The sequence below is a fragment of the Burkholderia sp. genome, assembly GCF_018375725.1.
In the GTDB taxonomy this organism is placed as follows: domain Bacteria; phylum Pseudomonadota; class Gammaproteobacteria; order Burkholderiales; family Burkholderiaceae; genus Burkholderia.
Genome location: NZ_JAHACR010000014.1, coordinates 20,790 through 35,086, shown reverse-complemented (window position 1 = coordinate 35,086; position 14,297 = coordinate 20,790). Strand labels below are relative to the sequence as shown.

Here is a 14,297-nt window from a genome sequence, read left to right as displayed (position 1 = left end):
GGCGGCGGTCTTTCCCGAAGCGGTCGGGCCGAGCAGACAGGCGATCGTCGTGGGGCGGGATTGCGGTGAATGACTCATTGGCCGCGCATGAACAGGCGATCGAGATCGCCGAGGGTCAACTGATACCACGTCGGGCGGCCGTGATTGCACTGGTCCGCACGCTCGGTGGCTTCCATCTGGCGCAGCAGCGCATTCATCTCGTCGAGCGTGAGGCGGCGGTTCGCACGCACCGCATGATGGCAGGCGAGTGTGCCGAGCAGCTCGTGCTGGCGTTCGGTCAGTACGCGCGAGCCGCCGAACGCGTGCAGGTCGGCGAGCACCGCGCGGGCGAGCGCCTGCAGGTCTGCATCCTTCAGCAGTGCGGGCACGGCGCGGATCGCGAGCGTCGTCGGCGACAGCACCGCGAGATCGAAGCCGAGCGATTCGAGCGTCTCGCGTTCCTCCTCGACGGTGCCGATCTCGATCGGCGTGGCGGTCATCGAGACAGGCAGCAGCAGCGCCTGCACAGCCACGGAGCGGTCGGCAAGCGCGCCCTTGAACTGTTCGTACAGGATCCGCTCGTGCGCGGCGTGCATGTCGACGATCACGAGCCCCTTCGCATTCTGCGCGAGCACGTAAATGCCGTGGATCTGGCCGAGCGCGAAGCCGAGCGGCTGTTCGTCGTGCATCGTGTCCACGGACGGATGCGGCGCAGTGAGGCCGGGTCGCAGCGCAGCGCCCGCGTCCGGCACTACGGCCCTATCCTGCGCGTTGCGCGCGTCGTGCATGGCTGCCGTCGTGCCCGCTTGCGTGCCTGCGCCGCTGTCCTTGCGGCCGAACAGCGCATCGTAGAGCGCAAGCGGCTGAGCGACCGGCAGCGTGCCTTGCGTCATTCGTGCCTGCCGCAGCCAAGTGTTGCCTGCGGTGGACGACGGCGTCGAAGCGCCGCTCGCGAGCTGGCCGAGCGGCGTGCCTTGAAACGATGCCGGCCCGGGCGCCGGCGCGATGTGCGCGGCGTGGCCGCCCGCCGTGGTCTCCGGCGACGCGCCTGCGTGGCGCGCCAGCGCCCGCTGCACGGCGTGGAACACGAATTGGTAGATCGAGCGCGAATCGCGGAACCGCACCTCGATCTTCGACGGATGCACGTTCACATCGACCGCCTCCGGCGGCAGGTCCAGGAACAGCACGTAGGACGGGTAACGGTCGCCGTGCAGGACGTCCTCATAGGCGGCGCGCACCGCATGCGTGAGCAGCTTGTCGCGCACGAAACGGCCATTGACGAAGAAATACTGCTGGTCGGCGCGGCCGCGGCTCGCGGTCGGCAGACCCGCGCAGCCATAGACGGCGAGCGGGCCGGCGCGTTCGTCGAGCGGCAGGTGCGCGCCCGCGAATCCGTCGCCGAGGATTTTCGCGACCCGCTGGGCCGGCTCGGCCGCATTCCAGTGTTCGACAGCCTTGCCGTTGTGCAGCACCGAAATCGCGACGTCCGGACGCGCGAGTGCCGCGCGGCGGATCATCTCGAGGCAATGGCCGAACTCGGTCTGCTCGCTCTTCAGGAACTTGCGTCGCGCAGGCGTATTGAAATACAGCTCGCGCACCTCGATCGTCGTGCCGATCGCGCCGGCGGCGGGCGACAGCACGCCGGTCTGCGCGTCGATTTTCGTCGCGTGCGCGACCTCGGCCGTGCGGCTCGTGATGAACATTTCGGCAACCGACGCGATCGATGCGAGCGCTTCGCCGCGGAACCCGAGCGTCGCGACCGCTTCAAGCTCCTCGAGCGAGCGGATCTTGCTCGTCGCGTGACGCATCAGTGCGAGCGGCAGCTCGCCGGGCGGAATCCCGCAGCCGTCGTCGGTGATCGAGATGCGCTTGACGCCGCCTTCCTCGAGGACGATGCGCAGCGCGTTCGCACCCGCGTCGAGCGCATTTTCCAGCAGCTCCTTGACGACCGAGGCCGGACGTTCGACGACTTCGCCCGCGGCGATCTGGCTGATCAGCTGGTCGGGCAGGGGTTGGATCGCGCGCAGCGGGCGCGGGGCGGGGGCGGGCGGGGCGCCCGCGGCCGTTTCGGTGAATTCGGACATGGCCGAATTATAGCGACGCAGGCGCCGCACGCCGGACGGACGATCCGTGACGTTTTTTCACGGAGCCTTAAGGGAGTTTCGGTATGATGGCTGCGTCGCGCGCGCCGCGCCTTGCCGGGCGGTCGCTCCCGCCCTTTTGATCGTTCCGTTTCCCATCGCCTCAAGGAATCGCATTTGGATACGCTGCTTCATTTCGTCAATCTCGTCTTGCACATCGACGCATTTCTCGGCGATTTCATCCGGGATTACGGTGCCTGGGTGTATCTGGTGCTGTTCCTGATCGTGTTCTGCGAAACGGGCCTCGTCGTGTTTCCGTTCCTGCCGGGCGATTCGCTGCTGTTCATCGGCGGCGCGTTTGCCGCGACCGGCCACCTGCATATCGCTGCACTGATCGCGCTGCTGCTCGTCGCGGCGATCGGCGGCAACACGCTCAACTACCTGATCGGCCGCTGGGTCGGCCCGAAGGTGTTCAGCACGCACATTCCGCTGCTCGAACGATTCCTCGATCGCGCCGCGCTGCAGAAGACCCATACGTTCTACGACAAGCACGGCGGCAAGACGATCGTGCTCGCGCGTTTCATTCCCGTGGTGCGGACGTTCGCGCCGTTCGTCGCGGGGGCATCGTCGATGGGTTTCGGACGCTTCCAGTTGTTCAACGTGCTCGGCGCGCTGGTCTGGGTGCTGCTGCTCGTGCTGGTCGGCTTCTTCTTCGGCAATATCCCGTTCATCCGCCAGTACCTGAACGTGATCGTGCTGACCGGGATCGGCGCGGCCATCGTGCCGGTCGCGCTCGGCGCGCTATGGAAGATCATGCGCAGCCGCAATCATCCGAAGGACGCGCAGAAGACGGGCGGCCGTTAAGGCGTCTACCTGCAACAAAGAAGCGCGTGGCGGCAAGCCACGCTCTGCGGTTGACGAACCCCACGTGTTTCGGCGCGTGGGGTTCTGTCTTTTCAGGTTCCGGTTTTCATGCGTGACGCTGATGGCGCGTCACGGCGTGCTGCGCTGCGAGACCGGCGTTTCGGGCGTCGGATATTGCGCGTCGCGGAAGGTGTCGAGGATCACGCGGTTGGTGTCGCAATACACTTGCCAGTAATGCGCCGGCGGCGTGGACGGACGCACGAACAGCAGCGGCCCTTCCGGCGTGAACTGGAGCACGCCGACGTCCGGTGCCGGATCGGACAGCACGTTCGGGATGTTCTGGATCGACGTCTTCAGGCGGGTGATCGCATCGACCGCATCGACGCTGTTGGCGATCTTCGCGGTCAGATCGACGCGCCGGTACGGCGTCGAGCTGAAGTTGGAAATGTTGTCGGAGAAGATCTTGTTGTTGCCGATGATCGTGATGATGTTGTCCGGCGTCACGATCGTCGTACCGAACAGGCCGAGCTCTTTCACCGTGCCGGTGACGCCGCCCGCGGAGATCACGTCGCCGATCTTGAACGGACGCAACACCTGCATGAACACGCCGGCCGCGAAATGGGAGAGCAGCCCGCCCCAGGCCGTGCCGATCGCGAGGCCGAGGCCGGCGAGCAGTGCCGCGAACGAGGTCGTCTGTACGCCGAAGATCTGCAGGATCGCGAGAATCAGCAGGATGGTCAGCATCACGCTGATCACCGAGGTCAGGTAATCGGCGAGCGTCGGATCCACCTTGTTGCTGCGCTTCATGAGCTTGCCGAGCAGCCGCGTGCCGACGCGGATTGCCCAGCGGCCGACGAACCAGAGCGCGATCGAGGCGAGCAGGTTGAGGCCGAAGTCGAGGCCGCGCGAGACGATGAGTTCCTGGGCGGTAGCAAGATTCAAGATGCGTTCTCCATATCGACTAGAGGGGACGCGGCGACGCGTTCCGAAGGAATGGCGGGCCGGCGGCCGCGATTGATCGGACTTTTATAACCGACGCACGGCGGCGAGGCAACCGTCTGCGCGATCGCGGCGACGGCGCGCCGCCGTTCGGATGACGTCCGGCACGGGCGTAGAGACGCTTGCTTGCGCACCGTCATCGAGCGGGCGTGGCGGCGCATTCATGTGTGTCGGCGTGGCGCGAACGGCCGTTGCTCGACGCTGGCGCCGCGCGCGACGATCGCGGTGCTTTCGGGAATTTCCTCCCAGGCGTCAGGCAGATCGACGAGCGGCTCCGACAGCACCATGAACGCGTCGTCGCCGACCGCGGTGATGCGCGGATCGTGCGGATACAGCGCGTGCAGATGCTGGAACGACGCGCTATGGAACAGCGAACGCGACTGCCGTTCACTCGAATACCGCACGGCGACGATCTGCTCGCCGTCCGTTGCGCAGACCGTCATGTTGAGCGGCATATCGACGTGATGCCGCGCGGCGATCTCTTCGACAACGCCGGCCATTCGCTCGAGCGCCGGCAGCGGCGCCTGTTCGAGGCCGAACGTCAGCGCGAGCCGAAACATCACTTCCGAATCCGTCGAGCCTTCGAGCGTAGAGAACAGGGCGGGATCGATCGTCATCGCCAGGTCGCGGCGCAGCTTGGGGTAGTCGCGAATCAGACCATTGTGTGCGAACAGCCAGCGCCCGTGGCGGAACGGATGACAGTTGGTTTCCTGCACCGGCGTGTCGGTCGCGGCGCGGATATGCGCGAGGAACAGGCGCGAATGGATCGCGCGCGCGGCTTCGCGCAGGTTGCGGTCGTTCCACGCCGGATGCACCGAGCGATAGCGGAACGGGATCTCGTCGTCGCGGCCGTACCAGCCGATGCCGAAGCCGTCGCCGTTGGTGGTCGTCGCGCCCATGCGGGCGTGCAGGCTCTGGTCGATCAGCGAATGCTTCGCGCGGAACAGGACAGTCTCGAGTTGGACCGGATTGCCGGTGTAGGCGAGCCAGCGGCACATGGGACGCTCCTTCGACGTCGATCGTGGGGGCATGGTAGCCGAGATCGTGGGGGCGAGCGACGGGGCGAAGGGGGCGCGCCAGGCGGGAAGCTCCGGCGCGCCGGATTCCGGGCGCCGGAGCGAGGCGATGGCGGTGAGTGCGGCTCAGTCGCCCATCGCGTCCATGACGCGCGCGGAATAGACGAGCGCCGCGCCCGCATTCAGCGCGATCGCTACGCCGAGCGCTTCCGCGACCTCGTCCTTGGTCGCGCCGTGCTTGACGGCTTCGGCCGTGTGCACCGCGATGCAACCGTCGCAGCGTGTCGTGACGGCTACGGCGAGCGCGATCAGCTCGCGGGTCTTCGCGTCGAGATGGCCGGTTTTGGCGCCGGCCGAGGCCAAAGTCTGGTAGCCGGTCAGGGTGTCGGGTGACAACTTGGCTAGATCGCCGATGCGCGTCATCAGTTCCTTGCGATATTCGTTCCAGTTCAGCATGGCTCGTCCTCTTCAAAGGTTGAGCGATGGCGGCGGGTGCCGCGGTCGCGGGTGGTGCAGGGGGTATTGTGCGCGTTGGAGGGGGAGGTTTCGATAGGCGAGCTAGGGGGAATGGTGGGCGGCCGCTTCATGGCTTGTTGACCAACTTCGTGAAATAATTCGTAATATTTTTTTTGCGACAAGGTCTGTCGGCGTGCCACGAAGCTTACAAAGCTATTTAAAATATTTGGTTACACCTTTCATCAGGTTACGTTATTAGTATCGGATCCTGGGTGAATGTTTCGAGCTTGGCGTGGATCGCCCGCTCATCAGATAGGCATAAATCGACATGAACCGCGAGGCAGACCACCTCATCATTACGGGCCCGTCAACTATTCAGCCGCTTGACCGTGCACGTCTCATGCAGCAACGCCCGTTCGTCGTCTGGCTGACCGGTATTTCCGGTGCGGGAAAATCCACGCTCGCCAATTTGCTTGAACAGACGTTGCATTCAAGGGGCTTGCGGACTGCGCTGCTTGACGGTGACAGCATCCGCCTTGGCCTTAACAAGGATCTTGGCTTTACCGACAGCGATCGTCGCGAAAACATTCGGCGTGTCGCGGAAGTCGCCCGGCTTATGGTGGATGCCGGATTAATCGTCATTACTGCAACCATTTCTCCGATTCGCGAGGCTCGTGAATCCGCACGCGCGTTGTTTGCGAAAGATGAATTCGTCGAGGTGTTCGTCGATGCACCGCTCGAAGTCGCGGAAGCGCGCGATGCCAAAGGGCTTTATGCGCTCGCGCGCCAGGGCAGGATCCGGCAGTTCACCGCTATCGAAGCGGGTTATGAGCCGCCGTTGAGGCATGAGGTGCATTTGCGAACGGCGGTGATGAGCAAGGATGCTTGTATCGACGAGATTCTTTGCAAATTGCCGATTGGGCAGGGCGGTGGTGTTGGAGGGCGGGCGGTGGAATCGAGGTCGGTGATTGTGGGATGACGTGCAGTTCATCCTCACAGAGCCGTCTCACTTGTGCTCGACAAAAGTCGGTTCCGAGATGCAGAACATGAAAGGTTATCGAGCATAGCATCGACGGCCGCCCTGGGGCGTTTGACTCAATTAATGGCGCGTCCTAGGCAGATGGCGAAAGGGTGGGGTGTTTTTGATGTGCTCCCTTGGAGATTACGAACCGTTGCGGCCGTAGTTGTCTTCGAAACGAACGATGTCGTCTTCGCCTAAATAGGCGCCGGACTGAACCTCGATCAACTCTAGGGGAATCCTGCCCGGGTTCGCGAGCCGGTGCGTCACGCCAAGCGGAATATAAGTCGACTGATTTTCGCTGAGTAGAACCTGCTGATTGCCATTCGTCACGAGCGCGGTGCCTTTCACGACGATCCAGTGCTCGGCGCGATGATGGTGCATCTGCAGACTCAATTGCGCGCCAGGATTGACGACAATGCGCTTGACCTGGAAGCGCTCTCCCTGATCGACGCCCTCGTACGAGCCCCAAGGTCGAACGACACGCGGATGTGTGACCGACTCGCTGCGCTTCGCCTTCGTCAAGTGTTCGGCGATCTTACGCACGTCCTGAGTACTGTCGCGATGCGCAACCAGCACTGCATCGGCAGTTTCGACGATGACGAGATCGTCTACGCCGATCGCGGCGACCATGCGATGCTCGGCGCGCACATAGCTGTTCGAAACATCATTGAGAAAGACGTCGCCCAGCGCTGCGTTGCCTGCATCGTCGGTCTGTGCGAGCTCAGCCAGCGCGGACCACGATCCGATATCGCTCCAGCCCAGATCGTTTACGGTGATCACGGCGGCACGTTCGGTTTTTTCCATCACGGCATGGTCGACCGAAATGCTCGGGCACGCAGCGAACGCCGCTTCGCCAAGACGCAGGAAATCGTGGTCGGCGCGTGCGAGCTTCAGCGATTGCTCGGCCTGTTCGGCGACTGATGGCTGATGCCGACGCAACTCATCCATGAAGGTGGATGCTTTGAGCATGAACATGCCGCTGTTCCAGTGATAACTGCCGTCGGCGAGGAATTTTTGCGCGGTCTGCGCATCGGGTTTCTCTACGAAGGCCTCGACGCGCCAAGCCGATGCATCAGCGTACCCGAGTGACTCGCCGCGGCGGATGTAGCCGTAACCAGTATGCGGCTCAGTCGGCTCGATACCGAACATCACGAGGTACTGGTCGCTCGCAACGTGGGCTGCAGCCAGCACGGCCTGCACGAATGCCGCGTCGTTACGGATCGCGTGATCAGACGGCAGCACGAGCAATAGCGCATCCGGCGACTGTTCAAGTGCGATCAATGCCGCCACAGAGATGGCCGGCGCGGTATTGCGGCCGACCGGTTCGAGCACGATGGCTGCGGGGTTCACTTCGGCTTCGCGCAACTGCTCCGCAATCAGAAAGCGCTGATCGTTATTCGCGATGACGATCGGCGCCGCCATGCGATCGATGTCACGCACGCGCAGTGCGGTTTGCTGAATGAGCGTGTGCTCGCCAGCGAGGCGCAGAAACTGCTTGGGATAACCGCCGCGCGAGAGCGGCCAAAGGCGTGTACCACTTCCGCCGCAAAGAATTACCGGATGGATGGTCATTATCGATTGGATCGCGGCGTGTGGCCGATGAAATAGTGCCGTAGATATTCGTTCGTGATGTGACGGATGGCGCTGCAGTCTGGATGGCTTAATGAGAGGGAAGCCGGTTTGGCGCACACTTGAGGCTCACCGTGCGCAGTGTCGAGTGTGTTGCGCAGCATTTTATCCGAACGATTCGTGCCGCAATATACAGCTCGATTTAGCCATTGCGACTTTGCCCGACGCGCCAAATCAGGTGCATGAGTACGTTGCGGGTCCAGCGTCTTGCCTTCAGCCAGAAACGCAAACGATCTCCCTGAACACGCCGTAATGGCCGTGCCGCGCCAGGCGCGAGCCGGGCGACAACGGCTTCCGGCGTCGTGAATATATCGAGACGCCAGTCCCAGTAAAGCGGATAACGCAGGAGGGCGCCCGCCGTGAGCATATCCAGAGTGAGTCTGCGCTCGCGCCAGGGCAGTGGTGCGAGCGCATCGTGCGTGAGGCCCCAGCCGGCGTAGAAGGGCATGCCGTAGGTGTGCACGTCCTTGCCGCGCAGCAACGCATCGAAACCGGCGAGTGATGAGAGTGCATGAACTTCGTCGGACGCTTCGATCAGCGAGAGTACGTCAGATTCCGTATCTACGACGTCGGCAAGACGATGCGCGTCGATTAGCCCGTTGCGATTGCCCGACATTACATCCGGGTGGGGCTTGTAGACGATGAAGGCGTCCGGACGACGCACGCGCACTTCCTTGAGTAGGGCATCGGCGGTCGAAATGGCGCACGTGCCGAGGCGGATCGATGCGTCGTCGGCGACTTGGCCCGGCACTAGAATGACGCGTTTTCCCGCCGGGGCGCGCCATGTTGGCCTGCGCCGGCCGAGGTTGTATTTCGTGAGGCCGCTGCGCACGATCTGAGCGCGCAGGCGCGCCGCGCGCTCAAGCTCCTGCTCAGTGAACGACGTTTCGTTGAGCAGCACGGAGAGATCGCTCGGACGGCTGGCGTCGAAGTACAGGCCGCGTGTATCGATCACCTGGCTGAGCGGTGCGTTCATGTCCGAGCCTAGGCCGAGCGAATGCAGGAAGCCGTCTTCGATGCGCACGTGACGCACGGCGTCGGCGAGTCCTTCCGCGCTGCGGGCGCCCCAGAGCGCCGCGCATTCGTGCGGCAGGACTTCGGCCGTTGAGCTCGCCCAGCGCAGTGCGTGGCCGCCTGCGCCCAGGTAAGGCGTGGCGAACGGACGCTTCCACCATTGGAAGCGCACACCGGCGACATTACCGAGGGCTTCGAATCGTGCGGCGACATTGCGCTGTAGTTCGAGGCTGTCGAGCAGAGTATCTAGACTGCCTTGCGCGTGCGTGGCCGGGTCGAGATAGCGGCCGAATCGCAGAAACGCGATGTCGAACAGCGCTGCGAGCGTCGGGCGCGATTTTCGGATTGCCTGTTTATCTTCGTCGTGCGTTAGGCCCCAGCCGGCGTACCACGGGACACCGAAAACATGCAGTGGCACGTTTGCTAGCAAGGCGTGCAGGCCTTCGGGTGCGGCTAGCGTATAAACGTGGCTCATGTGGTCGATCGTGGCACAGGCCGAGCTTTCGGCGGCCGCATGGTGGATCTCTTGCGGCAATGCCCGACTCGTTTCCGATAGCCAGCGGCCACACCCGCTCGCACCCGATCGGACGAGCCAGAATTGTGCGTGTGGGTGAGCAACCCGTGCCGACGCCAACATCCGGGCGAAAGCTGCGCGCCGGGCGCGTGCGGTGCGACTGTCGTGCGCGACGGACGCGCGCTCGTCGATGAATAGCACGCGCTCGCTCGTAGTTGTGGTTCGCCGCGGCGTTGAACCACGAGGCGTGCGATGGGCTGGGTCGAGTGCATGTGTATCGCGAACGCGCGCCATGAGGCGTACGACATCGGGCGCGGTGCCGGCATCGGGCTGTTGCGTGAGTGCATCGTCAATGGCGTGGACGAACGCGGTAGGCGATGCGCTGGCGCGCGGCACGCTAAACCAGGCGAGCGGTACGGCTCGCCGATCCTGGCGTGCCCATAGCGGACCTTGCCACGCCGTTTCGCAATGTCTCCCCGTCATGCGCGCGAATGCGAGCGCGATGCGTCCGGCGACACTGTCACCCCAGATGATGCACGATCGTCCCGTAAGCCAGTCTAGCGTACGCATGCCGCGCTTGAGCATGACAGCGGGCGAGATTGCCGGCTGATTCATGTCAATTCAACGAGGCGAGGAAATTGTCAACGGCCTCGAAGTGTTCGACCCAACTGGGCACGCGAAAGCGCTCGATACGGCCGAGTTGCGCCGCGCGCGCGCCGCTGGCGGGCGCGGCATAGGCTTCCACGGTCGCCAGCCAGCCCGGCCCGTCGAGCGGATCGAGATAGTCGGGGATCTCATCGGCAATCTCGCGAAACACGCCGAGATCGCTGGCAATTACCGGAGCGCCAAGGGCCAGCGCCTCGACTAGCGGCATACCGTAGCCTTCGACGAAAGATGGGAACAGTAGCGCTTGCGAGTGTTGCATCCAAGTGCGCAGATCTTCGTCGGATCAGCCGTGCAGTTATATAACGGCATTCTGAAGGCGGCTGCAACGATCGAGCATGTCAATGGCGTTCTCGCATTCCCAGCCGCGACGACCGATCACGACGAGCTTGGGCGCCGCGGCACCATGCCGCTCGACAAGTCTGCGCCAGACCTGCAGTAGGAACCAGTGGTTCTTGCGCGGCTCGATTGTGCCCAAGACGACGAAGTAGGGTTGCGCGATGGGTGCGGTATGTGGCGTGCGGGTGGCGACGGCAGGCGCGAGACGGGCGACGACACTGGCGGGTAAGGGCAGTCCGGCCTGCATGGCTTCGGCGGCAAGCGCGTCGAGCGTGTCCTGCGAGTTGGCAATCAGGCCGTCGGCGTGAGCGAGGGCAGTGTGGATGCGTTTGCGGTGCGCCGCGTCTACACCAGGGCGGCAGAATTCCGCATGCGTGAGTGGGATGAGGTCATGCACCATGAAAACAGAGCGCAGACCTCGATTTTGCATCGCTTTGTAATAACGTTGGAACTCCATTCCATTATGGCTGGTATGAAGCAACACGCCTTTTCCCCCGTTTTCTGGGGCAAGGCGGTTAATGCAGGCGCGCGCAATGAGTTTGCGAATTGCATGACGATCGCGTCTTCCTGAAAGAATCATGTCGAAGGCGCGATGCGAATCATTTTTGGATAAGACCGTCGAAAATCCGCGTTCGCTCAGCACAGCGCAAGCGTTTGCTCTGTAACGCTCTATATATGCGATGCCGACTCGGTCAACCCCAGTAGGAAGCAGGCCGTCGTAAAGCCGCGTCACTAACCGGGTGACGTCCAGGAGAATTCTTGACACGTGGGCGTGATTTGGTTTTAGGCAACTGAACTCAGTATTTTCTGACACATCCAGCGCGGTTTCAAGTGCGAGACGCAACACGGCACGAGTTACTGTAGGGAAAGCGGTCAGTGGAGTTAGTCAGGGCCTGAGCGAGGACTTTCAACGGCGTATGGCAGTTTAGCGTGGCACGCGGCCGGGTGTTGATGTTGTCGGCAATGGTATCGAGTTGTTTTGAGCATAGACGGATAGATGGGTTCCATTGGGTGGGTACTGTCATAATAGGCCGTTGGTGTTCTAACGGATGCCGCGTTCCCGCCGCGGGCGAGCGGTTGGCTCGTGGCGCAACTCGCCGCACTGGTGAGCGTAGACAGCGTTGTAGATCGATTCATGAGATGCGTGATGGTGTGGATCGTAGGGGAGTGCGCACCTCGGGGCGGCGGCAATTTCCTGCGGCGACCACTGGTGCTCATGGAGAAGGCCGCGCGGCATGCCTAGCGCAAGCTTGGCGGTGGCCATGCAGCTTCTCGGCGGGAGCCACGGGGCGCGTATGCGACGCTCGCGGGTGAGTTTGCGGGTGACCTCCCGCAAACTCGAGCCTTCATCCTTCCAGACTTCGATGCGCATACGTTCTTCAACTTGCGGTGGTTTGTATATCGCCTTTGCCATTCACTGAATGCTACTGAATGTGAGGTGTTGTATTTCAAATCTGAGGCCGTTCGGCAACCTTTTCTAATTGTTTGGTTTTATTTCATGTGATAACGTGAGATAATTCACGCGAACCCCATAAGCAACGAATTCCTCCAAGAAATGTCGCGTTTGTCGAGAAGTGCATTTAATGTAGCGTTTGTCGGGGTGACGGCGGTGTTCGCTGGTTGCTCCTGGGTCCCGAACTCGGGTCCAAGTACGGCGCAGGTTGAGCGAGCAGGCTCTTCACCCAGTTCCGAATCCAGTCTGGCAACGGGCATTCAGATCGTCGATCTGAATGCCGATGTGGCGCGCAAGCTTTACGCGGAGCGAAGTGGCTCGGACTTCCTCACGACGCTCGGCGGTGGCGGGGTGTTCCAGCAGCAATTGGGCGTTGGCGACACGATTGAGATTTCGATTTGGGAGGCGCCCCCCGCAACACTCTTTGGCGCAGCATCCATCGACGCGAAAACAGGGCCGAGTGGGGCGCACGAAACGGTCTTGTCGGCTCAGGTAATCGATGGCGATGGCAACATCAGCGTTCCCTTCACTGGTGCCGTCAGGGCGAGCGGCCGCACGCCCTTCCAACTCCAGCGTGACATCGAACAACGTCTCAAAGGTATGGCGCACGATCCACAGGTGCTCGTGAGGCTATCGACCAATGCGACGTCGTATGTCACTGTGATTGGCGATGTGACCAACAGCAATCGCATGCAATTGAGCGCGCGTGGCGAGCGCGTGCTCGACGCCTTGGCCAATTCGGGCGGCGTGCGCCAGCCCGTCGACAAAGTGACGATCCAGCTCACGCGCGGTAATAAGGTGGCCTCGCTGCCACTGTCTACTGTGATTCGCGATCCGAGGCAGAATATTCAACTACGTGCCGGCGATATTGTGACGGCCTTGTTTCAACCCTACAGTTTTACTGCGTTGGGCGCGACGGGTAAGAACGAGGAAATTAATTTCGAGGCGCAGGGCATTACGCTCGCACAGGCTCTGGCTCGTGCAGGTGGTCTGGAAGACTCGCGTTCGGATGCGCGTGGCGTGTTTGTCTTCCGTTTCGAAGATGCCGGCGCGTTGAATTGGCCCAATGCGCCGGTTCGCACGACGGCAGAAGGCAAGGTTCCGGTCATCTATCGCGTGAATTTGCGTGATCCTGGCGCGTTGTTCGTGACACAAAGTTTCATGATGGACAACAGGGACATGCTGTACGTCTCGAATGCGCCTATTAGCGAGATCCAGAAGGTCCTCAATCTAGTGTTTTCTGTCGTCTACCCGGTGGTTAACGGCGTACAGACGTTCAAGTAATTTCACGCAGCGTTCGCTGTTTCCTTGTGATTGTTCGCGAACGCTGCGTCTGATTTTCATAAGTCATGCCAGTTTCCTTCGAACGCAAACTGATCGATCGTGCTTCGCTTGTCACGCTGCGCACTTCACTGCCTGGGCCCGTTGTATTCACGAACGGAGTTTTTGACATTCTCCATCGCGGCCATGTGACATACCTTGCGGAAGCTAGAGCACTGGGCAGCTGTCTGATTGTCGGTGTGAATAGCGATACCTCTGTGCGTATGCTGGGTAAAGGCGATGATCGTCCAATCAATACAATCGACGACCGTATGGCGCTGCTCGCCGCGTTGGAGTCGGTTGATTATGTGGTTAAGTTCGAGGAGCAAACGCCTGTTAGCCTTATCGAAGCCGTTCGCCCGGATATTCTCGTAAAAGGCGGCGATTACGATATGGATGCTTTGCCAGAGTCTGCACTGGTGCGTGGCTGGGGTGGCACTGCGCTTGCCATTTCCTTTACTTTCGATCGTTCGACGACCACGCTACTCAAAAAGGTGCGCGCAAGCTGATTGTGTAAGAGCGGCGAAAAAAATTCGGAGGCGCACTGCGATCTGCCAGCACGTATTCCATGTTGAACGCTCGGCAATAGCAACAGGTGGCTAGACGTCGAGGAAGAAGTGCGGGTTTGATCAGATAGGGTTGCACTGGACGGCGACGAAAGTCTCTAATTGGCTGTGATATTCTATCGACTAGTTTAAGAAAAAAGGTAGTTTCATGAAATCACTGATCGGGGCGATCGTAATTGCCTATGCCGCTTATCTCACCTTTGCGGTTGTTAATGTCAATAAGGTGGCGGTTGAGCTTCGGAATTGTCAAGAAAAATTGGAGGCTCAGTTGCAATCTGCTCCGATTAATGCGTCTTCAGTGATCGAGACTGCCAATACTTGCCAGCTGTTCGCGAAGCAGGTACATGTGTCCATTCCCCAGATCAAGTAAAGCACGGCAGCGC

Annotated in this window: 11 protein-coding genes and 2 pseudogenes; 5 read left to right on the top strand and 8 right to left on the bottom strand. The window is 61.6% G+C overall.

Annotation, left to right across the window (positions count from 1 at the left end; translation table 11 throughout):
- Together KH616_RS04510 and mutL are read right to left on the bottom strand one after the other, a co-directional pair.
- Positions 1 to 78: pseudogene (locus tag KH616_RS04510) on the bottom strand (tRNA (adenosine(37)-N6)-dimethylallyltransferase MiaA); the annotation flags it as partial.
- A complete protein-coding gene (gene mutL / locus KH616_RS04505) occupies positions 75 to 2,063 on the bottom strand; it encodes a DNA mismatch repair endonuclease MutL (protein WP_292237368.1) in 1,989 nt (662 codons plus the stop codon). The pseudogene KH616_RS04510 and the gene mutL, both read right to left, overlap by 4 nt.
- A 174-nt stretch (positions 2,064 to 2,237) precedes the next feature.
- On the opposite strand from mutL, the gene KH616_RS04500 reads away from it, so the two are divergent.
- Complete coding sequence (locus KH616_RS04500) at positions 2,238 to 2,924, top strand: VTT domain-containing protein (RefSeq protein ID WP_292237366.1); 687 nt, start codon at positions 2,238 to 2,240, stop codon at positions 2,922 to 2,924.
- A gap of 129 nt (positions 2,925 to 3,053) precedes the next feature.
- Here the strand turns inward: KH616_RS04500 and KH616_RS04495 are convergent, their stop codons facing one another.
- From KH616_RS04495 to KH616_RS04485, 3 genes are all read right to left on the bottom strand, one after another.
- Positions 3,054 to 3,869 carry a mechanosensitive ion channel family protein gene (locus tag KH616_RS04495; RefSeq protein ID WP_292237372.1) on the bottom strand — a complete coding sequence of 272 codons (816 nt, stop codon included), beginning with the start codon at positions 3,867 to 3,869 and terminating at the stop codon, positions 3,054 to 3,056.
- Between the two features lie 215 nt (positions 3,870 to 4,084).
- A complete protein-coding gene (locus KH616_RS04490; protein ID WP_292237364.1) occupies positions 4,085 to 4,921 on the bottom strand; it encodes a class II glutamine amidotransferase in 837 nt (278 codons plus the stop codon).
- Between the two features lie 144 nt (positions 4,922 to 5,065).
- Positions 5,066 to 5,395 carry a carboxymuconolactone decarboxylase family protein gene (locus KH616_RS04485; RefSeq protein WP_292237363.1) on the bottom strand — a complete coding sequence of 110 codons (330 nt, stop codon included), beginning with the start codon at positions 5,393 to 5,395 and terminating at the stop codon, positions 5,066 to 5,068.
- Between the two features lie 328 nt (positions 5,396 to 5,723).
- Between KH616_RS04485 and cysC the strand changes: the two genes are divergently transcribed.
- A complete protein-coding gene (cysC, locus tag KH616_RS04480; protein ID WP_292237362.1) occupies positions 5,724 to 6,374 on the top strand; it encodes an adenylyl-sulfate kinase in 651 nt (216 codons plus the stop codon).
- A gap of 183 nt (positions 6,375 to 6,557) precedes the next feature.
- Here cysC and KH616_RS04475 read toward each other — a convergent pair whose 3' ends face one another.
- The 3 genes and pseudogenes from KH616_RS04475 to KH616_RS04465 all read right to left on the bottom strand — a co-directional run bounded on the left by KH616_RS04475 (position 6,558) and on the right by KH616_RS04465 (position 11,341).
- Positions 6,558 to 7,988: a mannose-1-phosphate guanylyltransferase/mannose-6-phosphate isomerase gene (locus KH616_RS04475; RefSeq protein WP_292237360.1), complete on the bottom strand. Its 1,431-nt coding sequence runs from the start codon at positions 7,986 to 7,988 to the stop codon at positions 6,558 to 6,560.
- 199 nt (positions 7,989 to 8,187) lie between these two features.
- Positions 8,188 to 10,143, bottom strand: a complete 1,956-nt coding sequence (locus KH616_RS04470; RefSeq protein ID WP_292237370.1) for a capsular biosynthesis protein — start codon at positions 10,141 to 10,143, stop codon at positions 8,188 to 8,190.
- 46 nt (positions 10,144 to 10,189) lie between these two features.
- Positions 10,190 to 11,341, bottom strand: a pseudogene (locus KH616_RS04465) (glycosyltransferase family 1 protein).
- 789 nt (positions 11,342 to 12,130) lie between these two features.
- Between KH616_RS04465 and KH616_RS04460 the strand changes: the two are divergent.
- The 3 genes from KH616_RS04460 (at position 12,131) to KH616_RS04450 (ending at position 14,284) form a co-directional block, all read left to right on the top strand.
- On the top strand, positions 12,131 to 13,312 hold the full coding sequence (locus KH616_RS04460) for a polysaccharide biosynthesis/export family protein (RefSeq protein WP_292237358.1): 1,182 nt from the start codon (positions 12,131 to 12,133) through the stop codon (positions 13,310 to 13,312).
- A 65-nt stretch (positions 13,313 to 13,377) separates the two neighbouring features.
- On the top strand, positions 13,378 to 13,857 hold the full coding sequence (rfaE2, locus tag KH616_RS04455) for a D-glycero-beta-D-manno-heptose 1-phosphate adenylyltransferase (RefSeq protein WP_292237356.1): 480 nt from the start codon (positions 13,378 to 13,380) through the stop codon (positions 13,855 to 13,857).
- A 205-nt stretch (positions 13,858 to 14,062) separates the two neighbouring features.
- On the top strand, positions 14,063 to 14,284 hold the full coding sequence (locus KH616_RS04450) for a hypothetical protein (RefSeq protein WP_292237354.1): 222 nt from the start codon (positions 14,063 to 14,065) through the stop codon (positions 14,282 to 14,284).
- The last annotated feature ends 13 nt before the right edge of the window (positions 14,285 to 14,297 follow it).

Excerpts from the sequence above, each read along its gene's own strand:
- rfaE2 (WP_292237356.1), top strand. The coding sequence starts at position 13,378 with ATGCCAGTTTCCTTCGAACGCAAACTGATCGATCGTGCTTCGCTTGTC.
- KH616_RS04475 (WP_292237360.1), bottom strand. The coding sequence starts at position 7,988 with ATGACCATCCATCCGGTAATTCTTTGCGGCGGAAGTGGTACACGCCTT.
- KH616_RS04490 (WP_292237364.1), bottom strand. The coding sequence starts at position 4,921 with ATGTGCCGCTGGCTCGCCTACACCGGCAATCCGGTCCAACTCGAGACT.
- KH616_RS04450 (WP_292237354.1), top strand. The coding sequence starts at position 14,063 with ATGAAATCACTGATCGGGGCGATCGTAATTGCCTATGCCGCTTATCTC.
- KH616_RS04470 (WP_292237370.1), bottom strand. The coding sequence starts at position 10,143 with ATGCGTACGCTAGACTGGCTTACGGGACGATCGTGCATCATCTGGGGT.
- KH616_RS04485 (WP_292237363.1), bottom strand. The coding sequence starts at position 5,395 with ATGCTGAACTGGAACGAATATCGCAAGGAACTGATGACGCGCATCGGC.
- cysC (WP_292237362.1), top strand. The coding sequence starts at position 5,724 with ATGAACCGCGAGGCAGACCACCTCATCATTACGGGCCCGTCAACTATT.
- mutL (WP_292237368.1), bottom strand. The coding sequence starts at position 2,063 with ATGTCCGAATTCACCGAAACGGCCGCGGGCGCCCCGCCCGCCCCCGCC.
- KH616_RS04460 (WP_292237358.1), top strand. The coding sequence starts at position 12,131 with ATGTCGCGTTTGTCGAGAAGTGCATTTAATGTAGCGTTTGTCGGGGTG.